Here is a 304-nt window from a genome sequence, read left to right as displayed (position 1 = left end):
CCCCCCCCCCCCCCCCCCCCCCCCCCCCCCCCCCCCCCCCCCCCCCCCCCCCCCCCCCCCCCCCCCCCCCCCCCCCCCCCCCCCCCCCCCCCCCCCCCCCTTTTTAATGATCCGGCGACCACCGAGATCTACACTGTTGTTCGTTCGTCGGCAGCGTCAGATGTGTATAAGAGACAGGCCCTACCCGCCGCGCGAACGCGATGCCTCGGCACCGCGCAGCCTGCACCCGGCCGACAGCCGTGGCGATCTGCATGAATCGCGCCGCCCGGAAGGCGAACGCAGCTATCAGCGCGACCGTGGCCCG

General features: G+C 76.0%; 1 protein-coding gene. It reads left to right on the top strand.

The genetic code is table 11. The features are described 5' to 3' along the window. The coding region (locus JHD64_RS21500) for a hypothetical protein (RefSeq protein WP_199055720.1) at positions 1 to 304 on the top strand (304 nt) is incomplete at both ends.

This window comes from Aquitalea sp. ASV15 (assembly GCF_016429115.1).
Classification (GTDB): domain Bacteria; phylum Pseudomonadota; class Gammaproteobacteria; order Burkholderiales; family Chromobacteriaceae; genus Aquitalea; species Aquitalea magnusonii.
This window is presented reverse-complemented; position numbering and strand designations above follow the sequence as displayed.